Raw genomic sequence first — 779 nt, forward strand, 5'->3', positions numbered from 1 at the left:
CGGGTGGCCCCGAACCACTGTCACAAGCCGGGAAACACCCGCAGCGCTCACCAGCAGCTCACCGCTGGTTCTCCACCCCTTCGCGGGGTGTGTTCGGCGCGCTGTCACCCACCGCGCCGAGCGCGACAAGCAAAGGAATGAAGACATGCGCAAGTCCCTGAAGACCTCGATCACCCTCGCCACGACCGGAGCCCTCGTCCTCGGCGGCGCCGCGTTCGGTGTGTCCGCCGCGAACGCGTCGACCCCGACCGTGCACACCGTCTCCTCCAGCTCCGCCGCGAAGATCCCCGCACCGGTCGCCTCGGTCCCCGAGGTCCTCGGCGGCGACACCTCCGTCGCCCTCGACAAGGGCTTCACCGACGCCCTCACCTCCCTGAAGCTGACCCCGGGCGTCTCCGGCAACGCCACCCTCGCCGACGGCGCCGTGTCGTTCCCGATCACCTCCGGCTCGGTCACCTACTGGAGCCCGGACGGCAAGTACCGCCCCTACGTGCAGGGCCTGCTGAACCACGACGACTCCGGCCTGACCCTCAAGGCCGGCGACACCACCGTCACGCTCGAGAACTTCGTCGTGAACCCCGGCTCCTCGAAGCTCTACGGTGACGTCCTCGTCAACGGCAAGGTCGCCGCCCCGAACGCGTACCTGTTCTCCCTCCACGGCGGCTCGCTCAAGCCGCTGCAGCTCGAGGGCGACAACGCGATCCTGACCGGCACCACCGTCCACGTCTCCGCCGACGCCGCGAAGCTGCTCAACGACACCTTCAAGACCGACGCCGTCA

General features: G+C 69.1%; 1 protein-coding gene. It reads left to right on the plus strand.

Going from position 1 to position 779, the window contains the following annotated elements; translation table 11 throughout:
- Positions 1-145: 145 nt before the first annotated feature.
- Positions 146-779 (plus strand): hypothetical protein (locus DEJ24_RS16480; RefSeq protein WP_111079670.1); only part of this gene is annotated, 634 nt, incomplete at its 3' end.

The organism is Curtobacterium sp. MCPF17_001 (assembly GCF_003234615.1).
Lineage (GTDB): Bacteria > Actinomycetota > Actinomycetes > Actinomycetales > Microbacteriaceae > Curtobacterium.